This is a genomic window from Streptomyces sp. TAA040 (genome assembly GCF_000424845.1).
The window spans coordinates 140,003-163,711 of sequence record NZ_AUKR01000010.1 but is presented as its reverse complement, the minus strand read 5'-3'; the positions used below and the strand labels follow the sequence as shown (position 1 = coordinate 163,711).

The window sequence follows — 23,709 nt, the reverse complement described above, 5'->3', positions numbered from 1 at the left end:
CAGTGCCTCTTTCTTACGGCACTGCGCTGACGAATCAGGCCTCCGACTCCGGTTACGGCGCGTCGAGTCCGCGGCGAAGCGGAGGCCAACGGGAGGCGTGCGACGGTCAACGGTATGGCCGGGAGGGGCATCAGCCAATCTGGTTATCCACAGGTCCCTGTGGGTGAGAGGGTCCAACCTGTGGAGAACTCCCCTCTTCCTGTGTACGAGTCGGGGGACGAAGCTGTGGAGAAGTGCTGGGCGTGTCGCTGGTACATGCGCTGACCTGCTGATCTATCATCCACCGGCTGTGCAGGAGAAAAACCCTGCTCAAGACGGCCACATCTGGGGACAACGGCCCGGCGAACGGGTGTGGACCGCACTGTTGTAATGGTCACTTGAGCATTGTGATTCTTACTTGTGGATGTTTTGATCGACGCATGAGCTCGGCACCTCCTCCCTCCCCCCGAGCTGCCGTGCGTGCCCGCGACCGGGAGATCATCGCGCTCGCGCTGCCCGCCTTCGGCGCCCTGGTGGCCGAGCCGCTGTTCCTCCTGGCCGACAGCGCCATCGTCGGGCATCTCGGCACCCCGCAGCTCGCCGGACTGGGCGTGGCCGCGGCGCTGCTGACCACTGGCGTCAACATCTTCGTCTTCCTCGCCTACGCGACCACCGCGGCGGTGGCCCGCCGGACCGGTGCCGGAGACCTGGCCGGCGCGATCCGGCAGGGCATGGACGGCATCTGGCTCGCCCTGCTGCTCGGCGCCGGCGTCGTCGCGGTGGTGCTGCCGCTGGCCCCGCCGCTGATCGACGCCTTCGGCACCTCCGCGACGGCGGCGCCCCACGCGGTGACGTATCTGCGCATCAGCGCACTCGGCATCCCGGCCATGCTCGTCGTCCTCGCCGCGACCGGGGTGCTGCGGGGCCTGCAGGACACCAGGACCCCGCTGTACGTGGCCGTCGGGGGGTTCACCGCGAACGCCGCCCTGAACGTGGTCCTGGTCTACGGCTTCGGCCTGGGCATCGCCGGCTCCGCGCTCGGCACGGTCCTCGCCCAGTGCGGCATGGCAGGGGTCTACCTGGTGGTCGTGGTGCGCGGGGCCCGGCGGCACGGTGCCACGCTGCGGCCGGACGCGGCGGGCATCCGCGCCTGCGCACAGGCCGGGGCGCCGCTGCTGATCCGCACCCTGTCGCTGCGCGCCGTGCTGCTGATCGCCACCGCCGTCGCGGCCCGGCTGGGCGACGCGGAGATCGCCGCCCACCAGATCACCCTGACCCTCTGGTCGCTGCTGGCCTTCGCCCTGGACGCGATCGCCATCGCCGGGCAGGCCATCATCGGCCGCTATCTGGGCGCCGGTGACGAAGCGGGCGCCAGGGCGGCCTGCCGACGGATGGTGCAGTGGGGAGTGGCCTCGGGGGTGGTGCTGGGCCTGGGCCTGGTCGCCTCGCGACCGCTGGTCCTGCCGCTCTTCTCCAGCGACCCCGCCGTGCACGAGCGGCTGTTCTCCGCACTGCTGGTGGTCGCGGTGACCCAGCCGATCGCCGGAGTGGTCTTCGTCCTCGACGGGGTGCTGATGGGCGCAGGGGACGGTCGGTACCTGGCCTGGGCCATGCTGGCGGTACTGGCCGTTTTCGCGCCCGCCGCACTGGCGGTGCCGGCACTGGGCGGCGGCCTGACGGCGCTCTGGCTGACGATCGCCGGGGTGATGATGAGCGCGCGTCTGGCCACGCTCTGGTGGCGGGCGGCCTCCGGCCGGTGGATCGTGACCGGCGTGGTGCGCGGCTGAACCGCGCCCGGAGCCGTCGCGCGGTCGCCCGGGCGCAAGCGGATGCGGCGCCCGGAGCGGGCGGGAGCGGGCCCGTGAGTGACGTGCCCGGGGGAGGCAGCAGCAGGGGCCGCACCCCGGGCGGGATGCGGCCCCTGCCGTGTGTGCCGTGCCGCGGCAGGCGGTGGGGCTCAGCCGCCCGGCTGGACCTCGATGCCGACCTTGGCGGTGACCTCGGAGTGCAGCCGGACCGAGACCTCGTGCGCGCCGAGGGACTTGATCGGCTTGCCGAGCTCGATGCGGCGCTTGTCCACGTCCGGACCACCGGCCGACTTCACCGCACCGGCGATGTCGGCGGGGGTGACGGAGCCGAAGAGCCGGCCGCCTTCTCCGGCGCGGACCTTGAGCCGCACCTTGGTGCCTTCGAGCTGGCCCTTGATGTCGTTGGCCTGCTCGATGGTCGCGATCTCACGGATCTTGCGGCCGCGGCGGATCTGCGCCACGTCCTTCTCGCCGCCCTTGGTCCAGCGGATCGCGAAACCGCGGGGCAGCAGGTAGTTGCGGGCGTACCCGTCACGGACCTCGACGACGTCGCCGGCGATGCCGAGGCCGGAGACCTCATTGGTCAGGATGATCTTCATGGTTCGGTCACCCCTCCCTTATCGCGCGGTGGACGTGTAGGGCAGCAGGGCGACCTCGCGGCTGTTCTTCACGGCCGTGGCGACGTCCCGCTGGTGCTGGGTGCAGTTGCCGGTGACCCGGCGGGCACGGATCTTCCCGCGGTCGGAAATGAACTTCCGCAGGAGGTTCGTGTCCTTGTAGTCCACATAGGAGATCTTCTCCTTGCAGAACACGCAAACCTTCTTCTTGGGCTTGCGAGCAGGCGGCTTCGCCATTGTCTCTCTCCGTTGACGTGATCAAGTGTGTGCCGAGCGCGTCCCTCAGAAGGGCGGCTCGTCCGAGTAGCCGCCGGCGCCGCCGGAGCTTCCGCCCCAGCCGCCACCACCCTGCTGGCCGCCGCCACCGGCGGGAGCGCCGGTGGCCCACGGGTCGGCTGCGGGAGCACCGCCACCGCCCTGCTGGCCGCCGCTGGAGCCGCCGCCCCAGTTGCCACCACCCTGCTGGCCGCCGCCGCGACCGGTGGTCTTGGTGACCTTGGCCGTGGCGTTGCGCAGGCTGGCGCCGACCTCGTCGACGTCCAGCTCGTAGACCGTGCGCTTGATGCCCTCGCGGTCCTCGTACGACCGCTGCTTGAGGCGGCCCTGCACGACGACGCGGGTTCCCCGGGTGAGGGACTCGGCGACGTTCTCCGCAGCCTGGCGCCAGACCGAGCAGGTCAGGAACAGGCTCTCGCCGTCCTTCCACTCGTTGGTCTGCCGGTCGAACATACGGGGAGTGGACGCGACGCGGAACTTCGCGACCGCCGCACCGGAGGGGGTGAAGCGCAGCTCGGGGTCGTCGACCAGATTGCCGACTACCGTGATGACGGTCTCGCCTGCCATGGGTGTACCTCTCGGCGGGTGTGCTGGTGCGCGGTGGTGCTGCTACTCGGGTCCTTCACTGCCGAACCGGTGCGGCTCAGTGGGTGGAAGGACGGAGGACCTTGGTCCGGAGGACCGACTCGTTCAGGTTCATCTGGCGGTCGAGCTCCTTGACGACCGCAGGCTCCGCCTGCAGGTCGATGACCGAGTAGATGCCCTCGGGCTTCTTGTTGATCTCGTAGGAGAGGCGACGGCGGCCCCAGGTGTCGACCTTCTCGACCTTGCCCTTGCCCTCACGGACAACAGCGAGGAAGTTCTCGATCAGCGGGGAGACAGCGCGCTCCTCGACATCGGGGTCGAGGATGACCATGACCTCGTAATGACGCATGTGGAACCCACCTCCTTTGGACTCAGCGGCCACGGTCGATCCGTGGCAGGAGGGTTGTGATGCGTGAACAACGGTATCCGTCACCACTGACAATCGGTCGGCTTCGCCGGTCAGGGGCAGGACAGACACCGGTGCAGACCGTACAGACTACCCGTACTGACCCTTCCGCTTGAAATCCAGCCGTGAAACGGCGCAATCTGGACACATCGGGTGTGAGTGGCGGCGCCCTCGCGCCGCCTCCGACAGGAGGTGCTCCATGGCACGGACCGTACGAACCGCCCGGCAGGACGGCTTGCTCTCCCTGCTCAACACGGACGGGCGGGCCCATCCGTTGCAGAACGGCCTCGCTGGTGCCGCCGTGCTGCTGGGGCTGGCGGCTCTGGTCTGCGGTTTCTTCCCCGGCCTCCATCTGGTGGCCTCCTGGACCGGGCTGCTCGGCCTCGCCGCCGGACTGTGGGGCCAGATGATCTCCGAGACGACGGCGGAGCGCTTCCTGCTCGTGGTCGGTCTGGGCGCGGCGGGGATCGGTTTCTACCTCGGCATGGCCCGGGGCGGCCTCTTCGGCGGACTGATCGGCTGACCGCTCGGACCCGTCGAGCGCCTCCGCCGCGAGCGGACTCCGCCCCGGGCGGGATCGGCGGGCCGGAACAGCGTTGCGTCCGTCCGGCCCGGCAGGTGCGGCGGGTCACCGGGGTACGGCGCCACCGGGGGTGGCCCGACGGCCCAGTAGGCTTCGCGCAGACCCTTGCGAAGTACGCCGGAGGAGCGCCCCGCATGAGCCTGACCCTGAGGACCATCAGCCGCGAGCAGCATCTGGCGTATATCCAGAGCCTGCCGTCGGCGAGCCACTGCCAGGTGCCGGCGTGGTCGGACGTGAAGGCCGAGTGGCGATCGGAGAACCTCGGCTGGTTCGACGACGCCAGCGGGGAGATCGTCGGAGCCGGGCTGGTTCTCTACCGGCAGCTCCCGAAGGTCAAGCGGTACCTGGCCTACCTGCCCGAGGGCCCGGTCATCAACTGGCACTCGCCGAATCTGGAGGACTGGCTGCGCCCGATGCTCGCGCACGTGAAGGCGCAGGGCGCGTTCTCGGTGAAGATGGGCCCGCCGGTCGTCATCCGGCGCTGGAACGCTGCCGCGATCAAGAAGGGCATCCAGGATCCGGAGGTGAAGCGTCTCCGCGACGTGGAGGCCAGCGTCATCGAGCCCCGGGCCTTTGAGGTCGCCGACCGGCTGCGCCGGATGGGATGGCAGCAGGGCGAGGACGGCGGGGCCGGTTTCGGCGACGTCCAGCCCCGCTTCGTCTTCCAGGTGCCACTGGAGGGCCGGTCGCTGGACGAGGTCCACAAGGGGTTCAACCAGCTCTGGCGGCGCAACATCAAGAAGGCCGAGAAGGCGGGGGTCGAGGTCGTGCAGGGCGGCTACGACGACCTGGCCGAGTGGCAGCGCCTGTACGAGATCACGGCTGAGCGCGACCACTTCCGTCCGCGTCCGCAGGGTTACTTCGAGCGGATGTGGAAAGCGCTGAACGCCGAGGACCCCAACCGGATGCGGTTGTACTTCGCCCGCCACGAGGGCGAGGCGGTCGCGGCGGCGACGATGTTGATCGTCGGTGGCCACGTCTGGTACTCCTACGGCGCCTCGGCGAACCACAAGCGCGAGGTGCGGCCGTCGAACGCCATGCAGTGGCGGATGCTCCAGGACGCCTACGCGCTCGGCGCGAGCGTGTACGACCTCCGGGGCATCTCGGACTCGCTGGACGACAGCGACCATCTGTTCGGCCTGATCCAGTTCAAGGTGGGTACTGGGGGCGAGGCCGCCGAGTACATCGGCGAGTGGGACTTCCCGCTGAACAAACTGCTCCACAAGGCGCTCGACATGTATATGTCCCGTCGCTGAGCGGGCCGACGGGGTGCTCCGGCCACGGGGCTCCGCGTCCTGTCACGCCCGACTCCGGCGCTGCTCCCGGGGCCCGGCCCCTCCTGGTCCGGTACGGCGGTTGCGGCACGGGAATGCCGCTCCTGCCACTACCTTCCCTGACATGAACTGCCCCCTTCGGGCCCGCACCACGAGAAAGGTTCCCAACCGGCCATGGCGCTCTCCCTCTACGTCGACACCGATCGCTGGCGGGCGCACCAGCAGTCGGTGATCAAGCAATTTCCCGGTCTCGTCCCGGTCTGCAAGGGCAACGGGTACGGCTTCGGTCACCAGCGCCTGGCCGAGGAGGTCACCCGCTTCGACTCCGACATCGTGGCTGTGGGGACGACGTACGAAGCAGCCCGGATGAAGGACTACTTCAGTGGCGACCTCCTGGTGCTGACGCCTTTCCGCCGGGGCGAGGAGCCGGTGCCGCTGCCGGACCGGGCGATTCGCTCGGTCTCCTCGGTGGACGGGGTGGAGGCCCTCGTGGGAGCTCGTGTGGTCATTGAGGTGATGAGCAGCATGAAGCGGCACGGTGTCACCGAGGAGGACCTTCGGCGGTTGCCGGCGGCGATCGCCGACGTGCGTCTGGAGGGCTTCGCGATCCACCTGCCGTTGGACCGCACGGACGGTTCGGACGCGGTGGACGAGGTCATCGCATGGATGGACCGGCTGCGCGCGGCGCGGCTGCCGCTGGACACCATGTTCGTCAGCCATCTCCAGGCGGACGAGTTCGCACGGTTGCAGCAGCAGTTTCCGCAGACCCGCTTCCGGGCGCGCATCGGGACGCACCTCTGGCTCGGTGACCACAAGGCCACCGAGTACCGCGGTGCCGTGCTGGACGTGACCCGCGTGGAGCGGGGAGACCGTTTCGGCTATCGCCAGCAGAAGGTGGCCGGCGACGGCTGGCTGGCCGTCGTGGCGGGCGGCACTTCGCACGGCGTCGGTCTGGAGGCGCCCAAGGCGCTGCACGGGATGACGTCCCGGGCCAAGGGGGTGGCGCGAGCCGGGCTGGCGACCGTCAACCGGAACCTGTCGCCGTTCATGTGGGGCGGCAAGCAGCGGTGGTTTGCGGAGCCGCCGCACATGCAGGTCTCCATCCTCTTCGTGCCCGAGGAGGCCCCGGAGCCTCAGGTGGGGGACGAACTGGTGGCGCAACTGAGGCACACCACCACCCAGGTCGACCGGATGCTCGACCGCTGAGCCCGACCAGCCGCGGCTCCGGGCTCGGGTCGGCTGACTCGGGCCGGCCACGGTCCCAGCGGAGGGGGTCGTGTTTCACGTGAAACACGACCCCCTCCGCTGAGCTTGCCGACTCAGCCGTCCAGCTCGCCGCGGATGAACTTCTCGACGTTGAGGTGCGCCTCGTCGTCGAAGTACTGCACCGGCGGGGACTTCATGAAGTACGAGGACGCCGAGAGGATCGGGCCCCCGATGCCCCGGTCCTTGGCGATCTTGGCCGCGCGGAGGGCGTCGATGATGACACCCGCGGAGTTGGGGGAGTCCCACACCTCCAGTTTGTACTCCAGGTTCAGCGGCACGTCGCCGAACGCGCGGCCCTCCAGGCGGACGTAGGCCCACTTGCGGTCGTCGAGCCAGGCCACGTAGTCGGACGGGCCGATGTGCACGTTGTCGGCGCCCATGTCACGGTCGCGGATCTGCGAGGTGACCGCCTGCGTCTTGGAGATCTTCTTGGACTCCAGCCGGTCCCGCTCCAGCATGTTCTTGAAGTCCATGTTGCCGCCGACGTTCAGCTGCATGGTGCGGTCCAGGATGACACCGCGGTCCTCGAACAGCTTCGCCATCACCCGGTGCGTGATGGTCGCGCCCACCTGGGACTTGATGTCGTCACCGACGATCGGGACCCCGGCCTCGGTGAACTTGTCCGCCCACTCCTTGGTGCCGGCGATGAAGACCGGTAGCGCGTTGACGAAGGCGACCCCCGCGTCGATCGCGACCTGCGCGTAGAACTCCACCGCAGTCTGGGAACCCACCGGGAGGTAGCAGACGAGGACATCGGCCTGGGTGTCCTTGAGCGCCTTCACCATGTCGACCGGAGCGTCGGGCGACTCCTCGATGGTCTCGCGGTAGTACTTGCCCAGACCGTCGTAGGTGTGACCGCGCTGGACCGACACTCCGGTGTTCGGCACATCGCAGATCTTGATGGTGTTGTTCTCGCTGGCGCCGATGGCGTCCGCGAGATCGAGGCCGACCTTCTTGGTGTCGACGTCGAAGGCGGCCACGAACTCGATGTCCGAGATGTGGTAGTCGCCGAACTGCACGTGCATCAGACCCGGGACCCGGCTGTCCGGGTCAGCGTCCTTGTAGTACTCGACGCCCTGCACCAGCGAGGCGGCGCAGTTGCCCACGCCGACGATGGCTACGCGAACCGAACCCATTCCGGTTGCTCCCTGTGTTCTCGAAGAGGCCCGCAAGCGCGGATTCCTCAGGTGGTCTCATCGGACGGATCCGGCCGGGAGGAATCCCGGGGCCGACCGTCCTGATCTTGCTGGTGACGTGGTTCCGGTGCACGGTCCGCGGTGTCCTGCTCCTCGCGGGCCACGCGCCGGTCCTGTCCGGCCCGCTCGCTCTCGATGAGCTCGTTGAGCCAGCGGACCTCCCGCTCCACGGATTCCATGCCGTGGCGCTGAAGTTCGAGGGTGTAGTCGTCCAGTCGTTCGCGGGTGCGGGCGAGGGAGGCACGCATCTTGTCCAGCCGTTCCTCCAGCCGACTGCGTCGTCCCTCCAGCACCCGCATCCGTACGTCGCGCGAGGTCTGACCGAAGAACGCGAACCGGACGCCGAAGTGCTCGTCCTCCCAGGACTCCGGCCCGGTGCGGTCGAGCAGCTCCTCGAAGTGCTCCTTGCCGTCCGCGGTCAGCCGGTAGACGATGCGCGCTCGGCGGCCGGACAGCGGGGCGAGGGTCTCCTCGCTCGATCCGCTCTGTTCCTCGGCAATCCACCCCTGCTGAACCAGCCCCTTGAGGCAGGGGTAGAGCGAGCCGTAGCTGAACGCGCGGAAGACCCCCAGCGAGGTGTTGAGCCGTTTGCGCAGCTCGTACCCGTGCATGGGGGCTTCTCTCAGCAGCCCGAGAACGGCGAACTCCAGGATTCCGGAACGTCTGCTCATGGCGTTCCTCACCCCTTCCTTCTGCCGGGACGCGCTGCCGATCCGTCCGTTGTGTCGAGACGATGTATCGAATCGATACATCCAGACGATAGAACGCGGATCCCCCGCGGGCAAGAGGCGGCCCGCGGGGCGATGGAGTGAACGGGCTCACATCTGGAAATCGCCGTGGTCAACTTGCCTGCTTTCTCGTGAATGTCTGTCAGGGGAGGTTTCGGAACTGCGTAGTCTGTCGTGTGTGCAGAAGACCACCGGGAACCATGTGGCGCTCGTAGGCGTCAGTGTCCTGGATGCAGTGCGCTCTCATGTGCGAACAGGGCGCACATCGGGGGACCGGAAGTACACTGCCGCCTTCAGGCGTGGGTGCCTGACCGAGGAGTAGCTGTTCCCATGAGCGAGCACCGTCGCAAGCAGACGCCGTCGCGCGGTCGCCGTGCGGCGCAGCCGCCGGCCACCGGCCGTCGCGCCGCGCCGCCGGAAGGCGCCACGAGTTCCTACGACATGCCGTCCGGGTCGCCACCCGGGGGTCGGGCGGAGGCCCGACGAGCGGCCCAGCGCTCCGGTCGGCGTCGCGCGGCCGGCAGTGGATCGCCGGGCGCGGCCGAGGGCGCCGGAGGCGGCGCCGGAGGCGGCGACAGGGGCCGCGGCGGCTACGGCACCGGGGGACACGGAGACGAGGGTCCGCCGCCGGGCGGCCGCGGGCGCCGTGCGGAACCGCCCGGCAAGAAGCGGATGATCGACTACCCGCGCGGGGGCAAGCAGGGCTTCCGTCGCTGGATGCCGTCCTGGAAGCAGGTCACCGGCCTGTGCGTCGCCTTCTTCGGCATGATGCTCGGTCTCGCCGGTGTCGCCTACGCGTGGGTCGAGGTGCCGAACGAGCACGACGCGGCCAAGGCGCAGAACAACGTCTACTACTGGAAAGACGGTTCGGTGATGGCCAAGGACGGCCAGACCAACCGGCAGAACGTGGACATCGGCAAGATCCCGAAGGCCATGCAGGACGCGGTCATCGCGGCCGAGAACGAGAGCTTCCGCGAGGACAGCGGCATCGACCCGATGGGCATCGGCCGTGCCGTGGTCAACATGGCCATGGGGAGGGAGACCCAGGGTGGTTCGACGATCACCCAGCAGTACGTGAAGAACACTTACCTCTCGCAGGATCAGACGATCACGCGCAAGGCCAAGGAACTGTTCATCTCGATCAAGGTCGGTTCCAAGATGGACAAGCCCGCGATCCTGCAGGGCTACCTGAACACCAGCTATTACGGGCGGGGTGCCTACGGCATCCAGGCCGCCGCCCAGGCGTACTACGGCAAGGACGCCGAGGAGCTGGACCCGGACGAGTGCGCGCTGCTCACCACCGTCCTCAAGGGCGCGGACCTCTACGACCCGGCCGGCGGCGAGGGGCCGAACAGTTCCCCCAAGGAGAACCGGAAGCGCGCGGAGGAGCGCTGGTCCTGGGTGCTCGACCGGCAGGTCGAGGTCGGGATGATGCCGCAGTCCGAGCGGGACACGTACAAGGAGTTCCCGATGCCGGCCGACCGCAGCGACCAGACCAGCAAGACCGGCCAGACCGGCTACCTGGTCTCGCTTGCCCGGAACGAGGTCCTGCGCAAGACCTCCCTGGACAAGCAGCAGTTCGACCGGGGTGGCTACCAGATTCACACGACCCTGGAGGAGGACAAGGTCGAGAAGATGGAGGCCGCGGTCGAGAAAGTGCGCAAGGCGAACCTCGACCCGGAGAAGCGCGAGGTGGACAACTTCGTCCAGTTCGGCTCCGCCTCGGTCCGCCCGGGCACCGGGGAGATCGTCGCGATCTACGGCGGCGAGGGCTTCGACCAGGGGCACTTCAACAACAACGCCAACACCTCCGGCGTGCCGGTCGGTTCGACCTGGAAGCCCTTCGTGCTGGCCGCCGCGATGGAGCACGGCACCTACCGCAGCGAAGGCCAGGGCATCTCCCCGCTGAGCAAGTACGACGGCGACAACAAGATCGTCATCAAGAAGCAGGACGGCTCGGACTACCTGGACAGCGAGAACGAGCCGTTCCGCCAGGTCAACATGAACGACATGGACTGGGGCCCCCTCACGCTGCGCAAGGCGATGGAGGTCTCCGCCAACACCCCGTTCGTGCAACTGGGCATGGACGTCGGGATGGACGTCGTCCGGGACACCGCGATCAGGACGGGTGTCCTGGAGGAGAGCATCGACAAGAACCTCAACCCCTCCTTCGCGCTGGGCACCTCGACACCGAGCGCGATCCGGATGGCTGACGCGTACGCCACCTTCGCCGCCTCCGGCACCCAGGTGGAGCCCTACGTCGTCACCAAGGTGACCAAGGAGGGCAACGACCTGGAGGGCTTCGAGAAGCCCAAGCGGGTGACGGCGATGGACGCTCAGGTGGCGAACAACGTGACCGACGTGCTGCAGAACGTCATCGAGGGCCCGCAGGGCTCCGGTGCCGAGGCCAGGAAGCTGGGCCGCCCCGCGGCCGGCAAGACCGGCACCACCGACGACAACGAATCGGCCTGGTGGGTGGGGTACACCCCGCAACTGTCCACCTCGGTCACGATGTTCCGCTCCGACCCGGACGACGGAACGCCGCTGTCGATGTACGGCGTGGGTGGCAAGGACGCCATCGCCGGTGGCCAGTTGCCCACCGAGGTGTGGACCGAGTACATGCGGGGCGCGCTGGAGGGGGAGAAGAAGGAGAACTTCCCCAAGGCCGAGCCGATCACCAACAAGGTGAATTCCGAGTCGGTGCCCAGCCCGACCCCGACCCCGTCCGAGGAGCCGGAGGAGCCGGAGGAGACCGAGGAGACCGAGGAGCCGGAGGAGACCGAGGAGCCCACGGAGCCCGAGGAACCCAGCGAGACACCGGACGAGACCTGCCGCCCCTGGGACATCACCTGCGAGGACGGCGGCGAGAACGAGGGTCAGTCCGGTGGTGAGACGGGTGAGCCCGGTGAGACGGACGGTCAGACCGGCGGCGAGTCCGACGGCCAGGACCAGGGCCAGAGTGGTGGCAATCAGGGCCAGAACGGTGGCGGCGGCGACGATGACGGCGAGGAGCAGAACAACGGAGGCACTCTCTTCGGACGGGGCCAGTCGGTGAGCGGAGCCGACTGACCCCGCCCCTGTCGAGCATCGCGGAGAGCCGGGCACCCCAGCGGGTGGTGCCCGGCTCTCCGCGTTCCCGCCGCCTCCCCGGGACGATGCCCCGCCACCGGAAACCGGGTGGCGTCCCCCCGCGGTACCGGGTAGGAGTAGGCGGATGAGCAACCCGCCCGACGAGCCCACCTCCGCGGACGCACCCGCTGCCGACGCGTCCTTCGCCCCCGCAGCTCCGGCGCCGGGCCCTCGACCGTCCGCGCCTGCCTCGGCTCCCGGGGCTCCGCCGGCCGCCGGCCCGCCCGAGGGCCCCGAGGAACTGCTGCCGGAGACCCGGCGGGTGCTGCTGCACCGGCTCGCCACCGCACAGTCCGAGGGGCGGGTGCCCTCGGCCGCGGCGGTCGTGATGCGGGACGGGCGGCCGGTCTGGTCGGCCGGACGCGGCGAGGTGGACGGCCGGACGCCGCACCCGGACACCCAGTACCGGATCGGATCGCTCACCAAGAGCTTCGTCGCCGTCGCGGTGCTGCGGCTGCGGAACGAGGGCCGCCTCGACCTCCAGGACCCGCTCGGCAGGCACCTGGACGTCCCTCACGGCGGCGGGGCAACCGTCGCCCAACTACTCAGCCACACCTCGGGCCTGGCCGCAGAACCGCGCGGGCCCTGGTGGGAGCGGACGTCCGGCGAGTTGCGGCCGGAGCTCGCCGACCTGTTCGGGGAGCGGCCGCAGCGGCACCCGGCCGGCCGCCGGCACCACTACTCGAACACCGGCTACGCGCTGCTGGGCGCCCTCGTGGAGAAGCTGCGCGGGGCCCCGTGGGGAGAGGTCCTGCGCCGCGAGGTGTGGGAGCCGCTCGGCATGGACCGGACGGGGCTGCACCCGCAGCCGCCGCACGCGGCCGGCTGGGCGGTGCACCCGTGGGCGGACGTGGTGCAGCCCGAACCGCTGGCGGACACGGGCCGGATGGCTCCGGCCGGGCAACTGTGGTCCACCACCGCAGATCTGGCCCGGTTCGCGGGCTTCCTGGCGGCGGGTGACGAGCGGGTGCTCGGCGCGGACGGGGTCGCCGAGATGCGCACCCCCGCGGTCGCACCCGAATCCGGTTCCTGGGACGGGGGTTACGGGCTCGGCCTGCAACTGCTGCGCACCGGTGGACGCGAACTGGCGGGCCACACCGGTTCGATGCCGGGGTTCGTCGCCTGCCTCTGGGTGGACGCGGTGGAGGGGCTGGGCAGCGCGGTGCTGGCCAACGCGACCAACGGCCTGTCGGCACCGGTGCTGGCGGCCGAACTGCTGTCGCTGGTGGCGGAGCGTGAGCCGCGGCTCCCGGAGCCCTGGCGGCCGTCCGGAGCGGTCGACGGGCGGCTGCTCGACCTCACCGGCCCCTGGTACTGGGGGGCCGCGCCGTACGCCGTGCGGTTGCGGGGAGGCGGGCGACTGGAGCTGGGTCCGCTCTCCGGGGCGGGACGGGCGTCCCGTTTCGCGCCGGACGGCAGCGGCGACTGGCGCGGTCTGGACGGCTACTTCGCCGGGGAGACGCTGCGGGCGGTGCGCGGGGAGGACGGAGAGGTCGGCCACCTCGACCTGGGGACCTTCGTCTTCACCCGGCAGCCGTACGATCCCGCGGCGCCGGTTCCCGGCGGTGCGGACCGATGGTGAGCGGGCCGCAGCGATGCCCGGCAGCGTTGGCGGCGGGGTCTCAGAGCGGCATCTTGAAGCCGAGGTGCGAGGCCTCGAAGCCGAGCCGCTCGTAGAAGCGGTGCGCGTCGATGCGGGTGGCGTCGGTGGTGAGCTGCACCAGGGCGCAGCCGAGCCGGCGCGCCTCCTCGACCGCCCAGGTGAGGAGCTCGGTGCCCAGACCGCTGCCGCGCTCGTCCGTGTGCACCCGGACGGCTTCGATCAGCGCGCGGCTCGCGCCCTGGCGGGAGAGGCCGGGGACGACCGTCAGTTGCAGGGTTCCGACCTGGCGGCCCGCCCGGTCGGCGACGACGAGGTGCTGCTGTGGATCGGAGTCGATCCGGTCGAACGCGGCGCGGTAGGACGCCAGCCGGTTCGGGCTCTCGCGCGTCGCCCCCAGCGGGTCGTCGGCCAGCATGGCGACGAGGGCGGGGAGGCCCTCGGCCGTGGCGGGCCGGATGGTGAGGTCGCTCATGCCCTCCACTCTAGGTGGGCATGAGCCCGTCAGTTTCTCGGCTCCCGCCCCGGAGGGCGGTCGGCCGGAGACGGGCCCCGCCGCGCCTCCGCCCTGCGTGCCCGGGCCTCGCTCTCCCGGCCCCGGTGGCCGACCCGCTCCGGCCCCGGTGCCGGACCGCTCCCGGTCACGCTGGGCCCGAGGTGCCGTCAGGCCCCCTGGCGCGCACGGCGGCCTCCAGCGATGCCAGTTCCGGGCGGCGGGCGGCGGCGTCGAGCGCCGCGCCGAGGGCGGCGTCGTGGGTCGGCCGGGCCTCGGCGAGGCGGGCCAGCCCGGCCTCGGAGACCCCGGCGTAGATCCCTCGCCGGTCGGTCGGGCAGAGGGAGCGGGTCAGCAGCCCGCGCTCCTCCAGACGGTTCACCAGCCGGGTGGTGGCACTCTGGCTGAGCACCACGGCGTAGGCGAGCTGGTTCATCCGGAAGTGGCCCCCTCGTCGCCGTGCTGCTCGCTGAGCACGTTGAGCACCGAGAACTCGCGCACGCTGACGTTGGTGGGAGGCATGGAGCGCGCGCTCCACGCGGGCCTCCAGGCGCCCGTGCAGCGTCGACAGCGCGTCCCCAGCCCTGGGCGCGGGCCGGGCCGGGCCGGGGTCGGGTCATCCGCGCTCCTCGGGTGGTGCAGTGGGGTCGCCGTTCAGCCGGCCGGGCGGTTCCGCCCCGCGGCCGGTGGCGGACCCGCCGCGGGGCGCCCGTTCACGGTGCGGGTGCCGTACTCCGGTCCGGCGCTCCCCGCGTAGAGCAGTTTCGAAGTATGGCGCGTTTACCCGTATGAGGTGTGTGCAACTATTGCCCGCTCCGAGCGTCGCGGAGGTCGCTCCGCTGTTCTTTTCGATTGCGTCGGTCGTAGGCCCCTCTCGCTCCCCGCGGTCGGGAGCGGTTGGTGTGTTCGCCGAGGTCTGGTCGGCGGCGGTACGGACAATCAAACCGCGGGCGCGAACAGAAGGCGCGGCGGAATGGGTTACTCCGGGTAATTGCCCTCGGGTGGGCGGTGCGGAGGAATTCCCCGGGTCGTCGATCGGGGCTTGTGCCGGGTTGTGATAACGGTATGGTCTACTCCGCGTCACGTACGAGCCACGGCGCCGTGCTGCGGGGCAATCCTCCCGGTCAGTTGAATGTGGCGGACAACACCGTGACACGACCGAAGAGAATGTGACCACATCTCGACTCGGGAAGTGCACAACCGACCAGAAGACGCACAAGGCGAGGCAGACCATGACCACCACGTCGGCCGGAAACGGCATACCCGGCGGGGAAACCGGCAGCAGTGGTGACTGGAGCTGGTTCCAGCCGGATCCTCAGCCACCGGCCCCCCGCGACGAGTCGGACTCCACGTCCGTCTCCCGGCCGACCGAACCTGGTCGCCCCTTGGCGCGCGAGGCGTCCGGCGCCCCCGAGTCGCACACCGCCGGGCAGCAGCCGCCCGCCTCCGGCCCTCCCGGAGGGGGCGCGGCCCGTTCCGTGCCGGGACCCCGTCCCGCCTTCCAGCCGCCGCCCGGACAGCCGACGCGCAGCCGGCAGCCGCCTCGCGGCTACCGGGTGCCGCCCCGGCGGAACCCCCCGCCCGGACGGCGTCCGGAGCCGGAACCGCGCGGACCCGAGCCGGACGCCCGCCCGGCCGAGCCGCCCTCCGCCCGCGAGTCGCAGCCGCCCCCCGCCGCCGGGCAGCAGCCGCCCGCTCCGGCATCGAGGCCGGCTCCCGAACCGGCCTCCTCCGACGCCACGCTGATCCGGCGCACGATGGCCGAACTGGAGGCGGTGGCCGACACCGCCACCGGCTACTTCTACGCGATGCTCTTCGTCCGCCACCCGGACCTGCGGGACCTGTTCCCCACCTCTATGGACCACCAGCGCGACCGGCTCTTCAAGGCCCTGCTCACCGCCGCCCAGCACGTGGACAACGGGCCGGTGCTCACCGAGTACCTCAGCGGGCTCGGCCGCGGCCACCGCAAGTACGGCACCCGGCCCGAGCACTACCCGGCCGTCGGCGAGTCCCTCATCGGGGCGCTGACCCGGTACGCCCCCGAGTCGTGGTCCCCGCAGGCCGAGGCCGCCTGGGCGCGCGCCTACACCGCGATTTCGCAGATCATGATCGACGCGGCCGCCGAGGACGAGCACGTGGCGCCGGCGTGGTGGCAGGCGGAGATCGTGGGGCACGAGCGCCGCACGCGCGACATCGCTGTCGTGACCGTCCGGCCCGACCAGCCGTACCCCTTCCTCGCCGGGCAGTACACCTCGTTGGAGACGCCCTGGTGGCCGCGGGTGTGGCGGCACTACTCCTTCGCCAGCGCGCCGCGTTCCGACGGGCTGCTCACTCTCCACGTCAAGGCGGTGCCGGCAGGCTGGGTCTCCGGCGCCCTGGTCAATCGGGCCCGCCCCGGGGACGTCGTACGGCTGGGGCCCCCGGCCGGTGCGATGACCGTCGACCACCGCACGGACAACGGCCTGCTCTGCCTGGGCGGCGGGACCGGCATCGCCCCGATCAAGGCCATGGTCGAAGACGTCGCCGAGCACGGCAGGGCGCGTCCCGTGGAGGTCTTCTACGGAGCGCAGAGCGACCGGGACCTCTACGACCTGGAGACCATGATCCGCCTCGGCGAGCGCCACCCCTGGCTCTCGGTGCGCCCGGTCGTGGCCGACGGCTGCCCGATCCGCGCGACCGGTCTGTCCGGGCGCCTGCCGGACGCCGTGCGGCAGGCCGGTCGCTGGAGCGCGTACGACGGATACGTGTCCGGTCCGCCCGCAATGATCCGCAGCGGGGTCGACGCCCTGCGGGGTGCCGGCATCTCGCAGGACCGCATACGGCACGATTCCCTAGAAGAGCTGGTTGCAGCAGGAGACTGAACGTGACGGAAGTGGAACACCACGGCGGCGGCCCGTCGGGCCGGCCCGGGAGTGACGGTGAGCACCTCGTCCAGGAGCAACTGGGCACCAGCGTCCGCGCGGACCGCTTCTACGGCGAACAGATGCTGGGGCATCTCAACGTGCGGATGCAGGAGTTCGTCCAGCGGCAGGAGATGTTCTTCCTGGCGACGTCCGACCTGCGCGGGGAGTGTGACAGCAGCTTCCGCGCCGGTCCGCCCGGCTTCCTCCAGGTGGTCGACGAGAAGACGGTCGTCTACCCGGAGTACCGCGGCAACGGCGTGCACGCGAGCGTGGGCAACATGCGGGAGAACCCGCACCTGGGCATCATGCTCCTCGACTTCACCCGGGCCCGGATCGGTCTGCACATCAACGGCCGGGCGGAGCTCCTGGAGGACTCCGTGCTGCGCGAGGAGTATCCGGGCCTGGCGGTCGACCCGGTGCCGGGGCGGCGGCCCGCACTGTGGGTCAGGGTGGCCGTCGAAGAGGCCTACATCCACTGCGCGAAGCACATTCCGCATCTGCAGTTCGCCCCGAAGCGTCCGGCGCGCGACTGGGGGACGGACGACTACAAGCGGAAGGGCGGCGACTTCTTCGCCGTCGCCAGGGACCGGCGCCGCGAGCGGGCGGAGGAGGAAACCGCGGCCTCCTCCCCGACCGGGGCGGCGGCGCCGCACGGCGGACTCTCCTCGTCCGGCTGTGACGCCGCCGACGGGAGCGGGCCCCCGGCCCGGCGGGAACCCGCCGAGGTGCGGGCGCCCGTGGCCGTCCCGCCGATGGCCCCCGTCCGGACCTCCCCGCCCCCGTCGCTGCCGGCCGCGCCCGAGCAGCCCTCCCCGTTGGCCTGGCGGGCGGAGGCGGAGCGGGTGCTCGCCGAGGCGGAGGCGCGGAGCAGAGGTACGGAAGAACCGCCCTTCGGCGGCTGGTTCGGCTGAGAGCCGCGCTGCCGCGCCGCGCGGGGCGGGCGGGCCCGGGAGGCCCGGCCCCCGGCACCCGCCCCGAGGCTTCAGCCGCAGAGCACCGGAGACACGGACCACCGGAGGCGCCGACGCACCGCACGCACCCCTCGCGCGGGAGGTTCGAAGCGGCCGGGGCGTCACCCCAGGTCGTCGGCGAGCAGGGTCCGTACGCCCTCGATGTTGGCGGCCAGGTAGTCCTGCAGGGAGGGCGGCACCACCTCCACCGAGCGGACACCGGCGCGGCTGAACGGGATCCGGACGATCTCGTACTCCCCGCAGGGCTCGTCCATCTCCGGCCCGTGCCGCCGCGAGACGTCCATTGACTCCAGCCGACAGACGAAGAAGTGCTGCACCTTGACGCCGTCCGGCACGTCCCCGGCCTCCGCCGCAGGGGCCCCGGTGTCACCGTGGCCCCCGGCCCCCGTGGGGTGCTCCACGGTGTCCACGAAGGCCGGGACGACGTCGGCGATCTTGCCGCCGAGCTCTTCGTCCACCTCCCGGTGCAGCGCGGCGACCACCGACTCGTCGGTGGGTTCCACACCGCCCCCCGGCGTGATCCAGTACGGCTCCCGGCCCGGCTTGGTGCGTTTGATCAGGATCATCTCGTCGCCGTCGAGCAGGATCGCCCGGGCGGTGCGCTTGACCACGGATCGTTCATCGGCCATGCCAGAGATCTGCCGCGGCGGCCGCGGCCCGAAACCTGTGCCCCGTCGCGGAGACCCCCGCGGCGGGAGCGGAAGGCGCTACGCCGCCGACGCGTGATCCAGCGCCCGGAGCAGGTCGGCCACCAGGTCCGCGCCGTCCTCGACGCCGACCGACAGGCGGACGAAGCCTTCGGGGACATCGTCACCGCCCCAGCGGCCGCGGCGTTCGGCTGTGCTGCGCACCCCGCCGAAGCTCGTCGCCTGGTGCACCACCTCCGTGGCGTCCAGAAAGCGCTCGGCGTGCTCCCGGTCGGGCAGCACGAAGGAGACGACGCAGCCGAAGCGGCGCATCTGCCGGACGGCGACCGGGTGTGCGGGGTCGTCGTCGAGGCCGGGGTGCCGCAGGCCGGTCACCTCCGGCCGGGCCCGCAGCGCCCCGGCGACCGCCCGCGCGTTCGTCGCCTGCCGCTCCACCCGCAACTCCAGGGTCGCGAGGCTGCGATGGGCGAGCCAGGCCTCCATCGGGCCCGGCACCGCGCCGATGATCTTCCGCCAGTGCCGAACGGCACCGCCCAGCTCCGCGTCGCGGCAGATGACGTGCCCCAGCAGCAGGTCGCCGTGCCCGCTCAGCGCCTTGGTGCCGCTGCTGACGCTGAAGTCGGCACCCAGCTCCAGCGGGCGCTGGCCTAGCGGGGTGGCGAGCGTGTTGTCGACGGCGACCAGGGCGCCCTCCCGGTGGGCGGCTTCGGCCAGTTCCCGGATGTCGCAGACGTTCAGCCCCGGGTTGGAGGGCGTCTCCAGCCACACCAGCGAGGCACCGCGGACGGCGTCGATCTGGGCGCGGCTGCCGGTGGCGACGGTCCGCACCCGGGCGCCGAAGCCCTCCAGGCGTTCCTGGAGCGGCTTCAACAGGTTGTAGCCGTCGTCCGGCAGAACGACGAGGTCGCCGGGCGCGGTGCGGGAGAGCAGCACCGCGGAGATCGCGGCCATGCCGGAGGCGAAGGACACGGCCATCGCGGCGCCGTGCGGGTCCTCCAGCTCCGCGACGGCGCTCTCCAGCGCGGTCCAGGTGGGGTTGCCGTCCCTGCCGTAGGCGTACTCCGCGGCGGCCGGGTCGCCGGGCAGGTGGTAGTGGGCGGCGAACACCGGCCCGGGCATCGGCGGGGCGCCCGGCTCGCCTGCGGGGAGTCCGGCGTGCACTGCTCTGGTTCCGTCGGTGGTCAACGGTCCTCCACTTCCTCACGGACCGCGGCGAGGAGTCCCGGCATCGCTGCCTCCACCATCGCCAGCACGTCCTCGAACCCGTCCGGGCTTCCGTAGTAGGGGTCCGGCACGTCCGGGTCGGACCCGGCGGCCGGGTCGAAGGAGCGCAGCAGCCGCACCTTCGCGGCGTCCTGCGGGCCCTGCGCCATGCGGCGCAAGGCGTCCAGGTGGCCGCGGTCCAGGGCGACCACCAGGTCTCGGCGTCCGAACCAGTCGGGCCGGAACTGCCGGGCCCGGTGCGCTTCGGGGTAGCCGGCCACGGCCAGTGTCGCGCAGGCCCGCGGGTCCGCGCCGTCCCCGGTGTGCCATCCGCCGGTTCCGGCGCTGTCCACGGCCACCCGGTCGTCGAGCCCCGCTTCGACGAGCCGGGCCCGGCAGACGGCCTCGGCGATCGGCGACCGGCAGATGTTGCCCGTGCAGACGAAGCAGACCCGGTACGGCTCACGGGGGTCCGCGGGCGTGTGCGACCCGGCGCGTGCGCGGACGTCCGGGGCGGCGTCACCCCGCTCGGGCGAGGTGGCGGGGGAAGCGGCGTCGGACGAGGTCATGCCCCCATTGTCCGCGAGGTCCCGGTGGCGGGTCGCACCCGGGCCCCGCCGTCCCGCCACGGGCGGTGTCCGGGAACCCTCTCCGGCTCAGCGCTCGTCGGGCAGAATCATGTTCACCGCCCAGGAGACGATGGCGATGATCAGTCCGCCCAGCAGTGCGGTGCCGAAGCCCTCGACGTGGAAGCCCACGTCGAGCTTGTCCGCGAGCCAGGAGGTGAGCAGCAGCATCAGTGCGTTGATCACCAGGGCGAACAACCCGAGGGTGAGGATCAGCAGTGGGAGGGAGACGAGTTTTGCGAACGGCTTGACGACCAGGTTCACCAGGCCGAAGAGCAGGGCGACCAGAGCCACGGTGAGGGTCTTGCCGCCGGTCTCGGCGCTGGTGAGCGTGATGTCGTTCAGCAGCCACACGGCCACCGCGAGGGCGAGGGCGTTGGCAACGGTCGTGACAAGGAAATTCTTCATGACGGGGATCGTCGCAGAGAACTGCGGCGCAGGGGCAGAGGGGCAACACGGATGAAGTCGTTCCGGCTGGACGAGCTGGAGGCTGAACGTGCCGCGAACAACGGCGCGTACCTGCAGTTCCTGCGGGAGCGGAACATGTCGGTCGGGCTGTACGCGCTCGATCGCGGTGCCACCGACCCCCAGTCGCCGCACCGGCAGGACGAGGTCTACTTCGTCGTCAGCGGCCGGGGCTCGCTGACCGTGGGCGAGGAGACGACCCACGTGGCCCGGGGCAGCGTGGTGTACGTACCGGCGGGCGTGCTGCACCGCTTCCACCACATCACGGAGGACCTGCGGGTCATGGTGGTCTTCTCTCCCCCGGAGAGCTGAGGGGGCCGGCGGCGCCCCCGTAGGGGTCCGGTCAGGGGAGGACCGGGGACGACGGCCCTCCCCCCGCCTCGGCGCTGCGCCTAGCATCGAAGGCGGAACGCCGGAGAAACCGAGTCGCATCGATACGGAAGCAGGGAATGATCATGGGAGCCAAGGAAAGCTGCGCCGCACTGCCGTCCTGGATCCAGTGGGTCGGCATCATCGTCGTCGCGCTGCTGGTCTTCAAGGTGGTCACCTGGGTGCTCGCGACCGTGGTGTCGCTGCTCTTCAACGTGCTGCTGTTCGCGGCGATCGTCGCGGCGGTGATCTATCTCGTCCGCAAGTTCCTGCCGGCCTCGACCGGCAGCAAGTGATGACCGCCCTTCGCGAGTGAGCGTCCGGTGTCCGGCACGGTCCGCCGCCCCGCCGGCGGTGGCGGACACCGCCGTCCGGGGCCGACACGATCACGGACGGCGCAGCCCGCCGGTTCCGCGGACGGCGGAACGACCCGGCGGAAGCCACCGGTTGCACCATCCTCCGTCGTCAATCGGGTGACTTTGAACCCACCGGCATTGTGGTCTGTGAGGGCGTGATGGACGATTCCCTCAGCAGTTCACAGCAGCCGATCAAGGTCGATTACGAGAGCCGGGGGCAGCTACATGAGCGACAGGGTCCAGGCGCACGTCATGATGAGCTTTCTGGCCTCGGAGGAGCTCTCCTTCCGCATCCCGGTGGAACTCGTCTACGAGGCCCGGGACCCGTACGCGGTCCGTTTCACCTTCACTCTCCCCGGCGACGCCCCGGTGACCTGGGTCTTCGGTCGGGAGCTGCTGATCGACGGGGTCAGCCGGCTCTCCGGCGAGGGTGACGTCCGCATCGGCCCGGTCGGCTCCGAGTACCTCGGCGATCTGTACATCCGCCTGCAGGTCGGCCCGGAGCAGGCACTGTTCCGGGCGAGCGCGCCCCCGCTGGTCGCCTTCCTCGACCGGACGGACCGGATCGTGCCGCTGGGCCAGGAGCCCTCGGCGGAGCGTATCGACGCCGAGCTGGACAAGATCCTGGCCAGCCAGACCCCCTGAGGGCCTGTCCGGCCGCGTACCCGCCCGGCGCCCGCACCCGCCGGGACCCGCCCACCCACCCGTCCCGCAACCGGACCCGTCCTGCCCCGTGCTGCCGTTCCCGCCGCCCTGCGGGGGCCGTCAGTTCTTGGCCCGCCGGCGGCGTCCGCGTCCGGGCGCGGCCTTCGCCGGTTCGTCCCCGACCAGGCCGGCGGAGACCACCAGGGCTGCCAGACCGGTGGTCACCGGAACCGACACCACGAGACCGATCGATCCGACGAGGGTCCGGATGATCTCCTCCGCCACCAACTCGCTGGTGGCGACCGAGCCCACTCCGGCGCGGGCGATCGAGAACAGCAGCAGCAGCGGGAGCGCCGCTCCGGCGTACGCCAGCACCAGGGTGTTGACCACCGAGGCGATGTGGTCCCGACCGATCCGCATCGCCGACGAGTACAGACGCCGCCGACTCACCGTGGGATCGGCCTGCTTCAGCTCCCACACGGCCGAGGTCTGGGTCACCGTCACGTCGTCCAGCACGCCGAGCGAGCCGATCAGCACCCCGGCGAGCAGCAGGCCGCGGATCTCGATGTCCGGGTAGAGGCTGTGCACCAGCGCGGTCTGGTCGTCGGTGTTCCCCGAGAGCTCGGCCCAGTCGATGAACACCGAGCCCAGTACCCCGATCAGGACCAGGGACACCAGAGTCCCCACCACCGCGACCGAGGTGCGGGCGCTGAACCCGTGGCACAGGTACAGCGTCACGAGCATGATGGCGCTGCCGCCGACCACCGCCACCAGCAGCGGGTTCGAGCCCTGGAGTATCGCGGGGAGAATGAACAGGGTCAGCACGGCGAACGTGATCGCCAGTCCGGCCAGTGCCAGCAGCCCCCGCATCCGGCCGACCGCCACCACCACCAGAGCGAAGAACAGCGCCAGCAGCACCATGGGGAAGCTGCGTTCCACGTCCACGACGCTGTACTGGAGTTCCTCGGGAGCGTCCGGAGCGAAGGCGACGACGACCTCCTGACCGGCCGCCAGCCGCCGGGTGGCGTCCGGCGTGACGATCTCGGTGAACGTGCGCCCGGTGTGCGGGCCGCTCGTCACCTCGATCGTCGCGCGGAGGCAACTCCGCCCGGCCGAGGCGCCGTCGCCCTGCTGCTCGGCGTTGACATCCCCGCAGTCGACCTCGCTGATCCCGGTCACCCGGGCCTGCTCCAACTGCCGGTCGAACCCCACGCCGGTCTCGCCCCGCTCGTGGCCGGGAGCGCCGCCCGGCCAGAGCAGGATGAGCCCAGCCACCACCGCGGCGGCGAAGGGGACCAGCACCCCGCCGATGACTCTGCGCAGGTGCTGCGACACCGGTGCCGCAGGCCCGTGGTGGTGGCTGTGCTGATGGCCGTGACCACTCGTCCGGCTGGGCTCGGAGCCGTCCGGCCGGTCACTTCGTTCACTGCTCGCATAGGGGTCCACGGTCCGATCATCGCAAGGCCCCCTGGCGCTGCCCAGCGACGAACCGCTAGCGTGGCGGTGGTTTTGCACATCGCGGGAGCTCCGAGCACGGGGCTGAGAGGGCGCTGACCTCCGTATCGATCACGGAGAGGGCTGCGT

The 23,709-nt window shown here is 71.0% G+C and carries 23 protein-coding genes and 1 pseudogene; 11 read left to right on the top strand and 13 right to left on the bottom strand.

The features are described 5' to 3' along the window. Nucleotides 1-419 precede the first annotated feature (419 nt). Nucleotides 420-1,766 carry an MATE family efflux transporter gene (locus H300_RS0110920; RefSeq protein ID WP_028427461.1) on the top strand — a complete coding sequence of 449 codons (1,347 nt, stop codon included), beginning with the start codon at nt 420-422 and terminating at the stop codon, nt 1,764-1,766. 170 nt (nt 1,767-1,936) lie between these two features. Here H300_RS0110920 and rplI read toward each other — a convergent pair whose 3' ends face one another. The 4 genes from rplI to rpsF all read right to left on the bottom strand — a co-directional run bounded on the left by rplI (nt 1,937) and on the right by rpsF (nt 3,614). Further along, the gene (gene rplI / locus H300_RS0110915; RefSeq protein ID WP_028427460.1) at nt 1,937-2,386 is read right to left on the bottom strand and encodes a 50S ribosomal protein L9; all 450 of its coding nucleotides are present in this window, start codon (nt 2,384-2,386) and stop codon (nt 1,937-1,939) included. Between the two features lie 18 nt (nt 2,387-2,404). Next, nucleotides 2,405-2,641: a 30S ribosomal protein S18 gene (gene rpsR, locus H300_RS0110910; protein WP_028427459.1), complete on the bottom strand. Its 237-nt coding sequence runs from the start codon at nt 2,639-2,641 to the stop codon at nt 2,405-2,407. Nucleotides 2,642-2,686: 45 nt separating this feature from the next. Beyond that, nucleotides 2,687-3,247, bottom strand: a complete 561-nt coding sequence (locus H300_RS0110905) for a single-stranded DNA-binding protein (protein ID WP_028427458.1) — start codon at nt 3,245-3,247, stop codon at nt 2,687-2,689. Nucleotides 3,248-3,323: 76 nt separating this feature from the next. Next, nucleotides 3,324-3,614 (bottom strand): 30S ribosomal protein S6, encoded by a 291-nt coding sequence (rpsF, locus tag H300_RS0110900; protein WP_028427457.1) that lies wholly within the window; start codon nt 3,612-3,614, stop codon nt 3,324-3,326. Between the two features lie 256 nt (nt 3,615-3,870). Between rpsF and H300_RS0110895 the strand changes: the two genes are divergently transcribed. From H300_RS0110895 to H300_RS0110885, 3 genes are all read left to right on the top strand, one after another. Next, nucleotides 3,871-4,194 (top strand): hypothetical protein, encoded by a 324-nt coding sequence (locus H300_RS0110895; protein WP_028427456.1) that lies wholly within the window; start codon nt 3,871-3,873, stop codon nt 4,192-4,194. A gap of 194 nt (nt 4,195-4,388) precedes the next feature. Then, a complete protein-coding gene (locus H300_RS0110890; protein WP_028427455.1) occupies nt 4,389-5,510 on the top strand; it encodes a peptidoglycan bridge formation glycyltransferase FemA/FemB family protein in 1,122 nt (373 codons plus the stop codon). Between the two features lie 192 nt (nt 5,511-5,702). Then, complete coding sequence (locus tag H300_RS0110885; RefSeq protein WP_028427454.1) at nt 5,703-6,734, top strand: alanine racemase; 1,032 nt, start codon at nt 5,703-5,705, stop codon at nt 6,732-6,734. 113 nt (nt 6,735-6,847) lie between these two features. On the opposite strand, the gene H300_RS0110880 is transcribed toward H300_RS0110885, so the two are convergent. Beyond that, nucleotides 6,848-7,930: an inositol-3-phosphate synthase gene (locus H300_RS0110880; protein ID WP_028427453.1), complete on the bottom strand. Its 1,083-nt coding sequence runs from the start codon at nt 7,928-7,930 to the stop codon at nt 6,848-6,850. A 47-nt stretch (nt 7,931-7,977) separates the two neighbouring features. Further along, nucleotides 7,978-8,661: a PadR family transcriptional regulator gene (locus tag H300_RS0110875; protein WP_028427452.1), complete on the bottom strand. Its 684-nt coding sequence runs from the start codon at nt 8,659-8,661 to the stop codon at nt 7,978-7,980. A 387-nt stretch (nt 8,662-9,048) separates the two neighbouring features. On the opposite strand from H300_RS0110875, the gene H300_RS26250 reads away from it, so the two are divergent. After that, nucleotides 9,049-11,787: a transglycosylase domain-containing protein gene (locus H300_RS26250; protein WP_078515895.1), complete on the top strand. Its 2,739-nt coding sequence runs from the start codon at nt 9,049-9,051 to the stop codon at nt 11,785-11,787. A 145-nt stretch (nt 11,788-11,932) separates the two neighbouring features. Next, nucleotides 11,933-13,429 carry a serine hydrolase domain-containing protein gene (locus H300_RS0110865; RefSeq protein WP_106966801.1) on the top strand — a complete coding sequence of 499 codons (1,497 nt, stop codon included), beginning with the start codon at nt 11,933-11,935 and terminating at the stop codon, nt 13,427-13,429. A gap of 40 nt (nt 13,430-13,469) precedes the next feature. Here the strand turns inward: H300_RS0110865 and H300_RS0110860 are convergent, their stop codons facing one another. Both H300_RS0110860 and H300_RS26245 read right to left on the bottom strand, forming a co-directional pair. Beyond that, nucleotides 13,470-13,922, bottom strand: coding sequence for a GNAT family N-acetyltransferase (locus tag H300_RS0110860; RefSeq protein WP_028427450.1), 453 nt, complete (start codon nt 13,920-13,922; stop codon nt 13,470-13,472). Between the two features lie 166 nt (nt 13,923-14,088). After that, nucleotides 14,089-14,560 (bottom strand): annotated as a pseudogene (locus H300_RS26245) (MarR family winged helix-turn-helix transcriptional regulator). Between the two features lie 612 nt (nt 14,561-15,172). Between H300_RS26245 and H300_RS0110850 the strand changes: the two are divergent. Together H300_RS0110850 and H300_RS0110845 are read left to right on the top strand one after the other, a co-directional pair. Then, the gene (locus tag H300_RS0110850) at nt 15,173-16,801 is read left to right on the top strand and encodes a globin domain-containing protein (protein ID WP_028427449.1); all 1,629 of its coding nucleotides are present in this window, start codon (nt 15,173-15,175) and stop codon (nt 16,799-16,801) included. A 2-nt stretch (nt 16,802-16,803) separates the two neighbouring features. After that, nucleotides 16,804-17,754, top strand: coding sequence for a pyridoxamine 5'-phosphate oxidase family protein (locus tag H300_RS0110845; RefSeq protein WP_051269915.1), 951 nt, complete (start codon nt 16,804-16,806; stop codon nt 17,752-17,754). A gap of 161 nt (nt 17,755-17,915) precedes the next feature. Here the strand turns inward: H300_RS0110845 and H300_RS0110840 are convergent, their stop codons facing one another. The 4 genes from H300_RS0110840 to H300_RS0110825 form a co-directional block, all read right to left on the bottom strand. Continuing rightward, a complete protein-coding gene (locus H300_RS0110840; protein ID WP_037979885.1) occupies nt 17,916-18,443 on the bottom strand; it encodes an NUDIX hydrolase in 528 nt (175 codons plus the stop codon). A gap of 78 nt (nt 18,444-18,521) precedes the next feature. After that, nucleotides 18,522-19,646, bottom strand: coding sequence for a cystathionine gamma-lyase (locus H300_RS0110835; protein WP_028427446.1), 1,125 nt, complete (start codon nt 19,644-19,646; stop codon nt 18,522-18,524). Further along, nucleotides 19,643-20,233, bottom strand: coding sequence for a low molecular weight protein-tyrosine-phosphatase (locus H300_RS26240; protein WP_078515894.1), 591 nt, complete (start codon nt 20,231-20,233; stop codon nt 19,643-19,645). The genes H300_RS0110835 and H300_RS26240 overlap by 4 nt, the downstream gene beginning before the upstream one ends. 87 nt (nt 20,234-20,320) lie before the next feature. Continuing rightward, nucleotides 20,321-20,698, bottom strand: a complete 378-nt coding sequence (locus H300_RS0110825; RefSeq protein ID WP_028427445.1) for a phage holin family protein — start codon at nt 20,696-20,698, stop codon at nt 20,321-20,323. 51 nt (nt 20,699-20,749) lie between these two features. On the opposite strand from H300_RS0110825, the gene H300_RS0110820 reads away from it, so the two are divergent. From H300_RS0110820 to H300_RS0110810, 3 genes are all read left to right on the top strand, one after another. After that, nucleotides 20,750-21,067 (top strand): cupin domain-containing protein, encoded by a 318-nt coding sequence (locus H300_RS0110820; protein WP_028427444.1) that lies wholly within the window; start codon nt 20,750-20,752, stop codon nt 21,065-21,067. Between the two features lie 143 nt (nt 21,068-21,210). Further along, nucleotides 21,211-21,420: a DUF5326 family protein gene (locus H300_RS0110815; protein WP_028427443.1), complete on the top strand. Its 210-nt coding sequence runs from the start codon at nt 21,211-21,213 to the stop codon at nt 21,418-21,420. A 285-nt stretch (nt 21,421-21,705) separates the two neighbouring features. Next, complete coding sequence (locus H300_RS0110810) at nt 21,706-22,125, top strand: SsgA family sporulation/cell division regulator (protein ID WP_028427442.1); 420 nt, start codon at nt 21,706-21,708, stop codon at nt 22,123-22,125. Nucleotides 22,126-22,245: 120 nt separating this feature from the next. Here the strand turns inward: H300_RS0110810 and H300_RS0110805 are convergent, their stop codons facing one another. Further along, nucleotides 22,246-23,571: a YibE/F family protein gene (locus H300_RS0110805; protein WP_106966799.1), complete on the bottom strand. Its 1,326-nt coding sequence runs from the start codon at nt 23,569-23,571 to the stop codon at nt 22,246-22,248. Nucleotides 23,572-23,709: the final 138 nt, after the last annotated feature.

Excerpts from the sequence above, each read along its gene's own strand:
- H300_RS0110920 (WP_028427461.1), top strand. The coding sequence starts at position 420 with ATGAGCTCGGCACCTCCTCCCTCCCCCCGAGCTGCCGTGCGTGCCCGC.
- rplI (WP_028427460.1), bottom strand. The coding sequence starts at position 2,386 with ATGAAGATCATCCTGACCAATGAGGTCTCCGGCCTCGGCATCGCCGGC.
- rpsR (WP_028427459.1), bottom strand. The coding sequence starts at position 2,641 with ATGGCGAAGCCGCCTGCTCGCAAGCCCAAGAAGAAGGTTTGCGTGTTC.
- H300_RS0110905 (WP_028427458.1), bottom strand. The coding sequence starts at position 3,247 with ATGGCAGGCGAGACCGTCATCACGGTAGTCGGCAATCTGGTCGACGAC.
- rpsF (WP_028427457.1), bottom strand. The coding sequence starts at position 3,614 with ATGCGTCATTACGAGGTCATGGTCATCCTCGACCCCGATGTCGAGGAG.
- H300_RS0110895 (WP_028427456.1), top strand. The coding sequence starts at position 3,871 with ATGGCACGGACCGTACGAACCGCCCGGCAGGACGGCTTGCTCTCCCTG.
- H300_RS0110890 (WP_028427455.1), top strand. The coding sequence starts at position 4,389 with ATGAGCCTGACCCTGAGGACCATCAGCCGCGAGCAGCATCTGGCGTAT.
- H300_RS0110885 (WP_028427454.1), top strand. The coding sequence starts at position 5,703 with ATGGCGCTCTCCCTCTACGTCGACACCGATCGCTGGCGGGCGCACCAG.
- H300_RS0110880 (WP_028427453.1), bottom strand. The coding sequence starts at position 7,930 with ATGGGTTCGGTTCGCGTAGCCATCGTCGGCGTGGGCAACTGCGCCGCC.
- H300_RS0110875 (WP_028427452.1), bottom strand. The coding sequence starts at position 8,661 with ATGAGCAGACGTTCCGGAATCCTGGAGTTCGCCGTTCTCGGGCTGCTG.
- H300_RS26250 (WP_078515895.1), top strand. The coding sequence starts at position 9,049 with ATGAGCGAGCACCGTCGCAAGCAGACGCCGTCGCGCGGTCGCCGTGCG.
- H300_RS0110865 (WP_106966801.1), top strand. The coding sequence starts at position 11,933 with ATGAGCAACCCGCCCGACGAGCCCACCTCCGCGGACGCACCCGCTGCC.
- H300_RS0110860 (WP_028427450.1), bottom strand. The coding sequence starts at position 13,922 with ATGAGCGACCTCACCATCCGGCCCGCCACGGCCGAGGGCCTCCCCGCC.
- H300_RS0110850 (WP_028427449.1), top strand. The coding sequence starts at position 15,173 with ATGACCACCACGTCGGCCGGAAACGGCATACCCGGCGGGGAAACCGGC.
- H300_RS0110840 (WP_037979885.1), bottom strand. The coding sequence starts at position 18,443 with ATGGCCGATGAACGATCCGTGGTCAAGCGCACCGCCCGGGCGATCCTG.
- H300_RS26240 (WP_078515894.1), bottom strand. The coding sequence starts at position 20,233 with ATGACCTCGTCCGACGCCGCTTCCCCCGCCACCTCGCCCGAGCGGGGT.
- H300_RS0110825 (WP_028427445.1), bottom strand. The coding sequence starts at position 20,698 with ATGAAGAATTTCCTTGTCACGACCGTTGCCAACGCCCTCGCCCTCGCG.
- H300_RS0110820 (WP_028427444.1), top strand. The coding sequence starts at position 20,750 with ATGAAGTCGTTCCGGCTGGACGAGCTGGAGGCTGAACGTGCCGCGAAC.
- H300_RS0110815 (WP_028427443.1), top strand. The coding sequence starts at position 21,211 with ATGGGAGCCAAGGAAAGCTGCGCCGCACTGCCGTCCTGGATCCAGTGG.
- H300_RS0110810 (WP_028427442.1), top strand. The coding sequence starts at position 21,706 with ATGAGCGACAGGGTCCAGGCGCACGTCATGATGAGCTTTCTGGCCTCG.